The sequence below is a fragment of the Delftia sp. UME58 genome (assembly GCF_014170385.1).
GTDB classification, from domain to species: Bacteria; Pseudomonadota; Gammaproteobacteria; order Burkholderiales; family Burkholderiaceae_C; genus Comamonas; species Comamonas acidovorans.
The window spans coordinates 1-1,574 of record NZ_LZZV01000111.1; the positions used below are offsets into that span (position 1 = coordinate 1).

1 protein-coding gene is annotated in these 1,574 nt (G+C 61.6%); it reads left to right on the forward strand.

Annotation, left to right across the window (positions count from 1 at the left end):
• Positions 1–811: 811 nt before the first annotated feature.
• Complete coding sequence (locus tag A9976_RS29340) at positions 812–1,237, forward strand: transposase (protein ID WP_183011828.1); 426 nt, start codon at positions 812–814, stop codon at positions 1,235–1,237.
• Positions 1,238–1,574: the final 337 nt, after the last annotated feature.

The following is a 1,574-nucleotide window of genomic DNA, read 5'->3' on the forward strand; positions in this document are numbered from 1 at the left end:
TTTAGGGCTACTTATGTGATTTTTGTTGGGCGTGTCTTAGGTTTTCTTGGGACTTGCTTTAGATCTTCGTGGGACTTGCCCTAGATCTTCGTGGGACGCTCGTCGCCGGGGTCGGGTGGGTGGCGCGCGCCCACGATTGCGGTCCGGAGCGTTCGCTCCGGACTGCCCCTTCGTCATCTTCGTTGCGGCCTACGGCCGCTGCCTTCAGATTCCCTCGGGCGCATCAAGGTTGCGCGCCACCCACCCGACCCCGGCGACGAGCTGCGCCGTCTTGGTTTGTGCGCTGCTAGAGCGCTGTTTACTCACGAGATTTTCGGGGCCCGCCTCATGCATCCGCGCGGGCGGCCGCATTCGGCATACGCGTTGTTGATGCGTCGGGGCGGTAGTCGCTTGCGCGCTGGTGGTGAGTGGTTTGCTAATGGTTCCCGCAGTCAGGTGGGGGAGGTGGAGCGACGGGTGGCGCGCGGCAGATAGTTGCTTGCTTGGCCAGGCCTGTACGCGCGCCACCCGTCTAAAAGGGAGGCCGGTGATGGGGGCCGGCGATGTCGCGCTTCTGACGGTTTGATCGTCAATCGTGAATGGGTCTTCAACCATGCATTGACCATAGAATCTTGTATGTTTTTATAGCACTTACCGATCTCACGTCGGGGGTGCTGGGGACCGGGACGCACCCATCCATCAGCCGTCATTAGCGGACTGACGTTGGTAGATATCCCACCCCGCCCAAATACGTCGATTAAGAATCTAGCGGCCGTGACCGCCGATTGATCGCAAGACGAGGCTGCGCCTGTCCAGCGATCGGCATAAGCACGTGGGATCGCAAGTTCAGGTCCAGCACGCGTTGGATGCCTTGTCGCAGTTGGCAGATGCGCTTGATGGGGCCGTTCTGGTGACGGCCGTAACCCGCATCCCGTTCGCCTCTTCGGACGCAGTGGTGGCCTGCGCGGGGCTAGACCCCAGGCCCAAAGAATCTGGAGCCTACAAAGGCCTGCGCAAACTCAGCAAGCAGGGCGATGCGGCCCTGAGAAGCCTTGCCTATAACGCGGCAACTTCAGCCAGCCGAACGGCTGCCTTCAAACCCCTCTATGCAGCGTTACGAGCCAAGGGCTGGGCCTCAAGACAGGCCCTAAACATCATCGCCAGAAAACTCCTACGCATCGCCTTCGGCGTATGGAAATCGCGCAAACCCTTCGACGTCAATCGCTTTATCGCCAACCAGGCTTGCGCCAAACCATAGAATCTACGGAGCACGATCAACAACATCACGACGCAAGACGCCGCCAAGTCCCCGAGGCCGCCCGCGCGGCCGACAAGGGACGACTCCGCGAGATCCTTCAAACCCGAACGAAGCGAGAGAAGAACTCCCGCAACGCCACCCACATGCGAAGCGCAATCACCATGACGCAAGACGATGCGTAAGCTCCCCAAGGCCGCCCGCGCGGCCGGCCGGGAGCGGGCCCCGCAAGATCCTCCACCACTCAAAACCCGGGGCGAGAACCCTAAGCACACCGCCCTCCCCAGCGACGATCAAGATTCAGCCAGCAGAGCCCGGCGCGACAGTCCCCCGGGGCGTG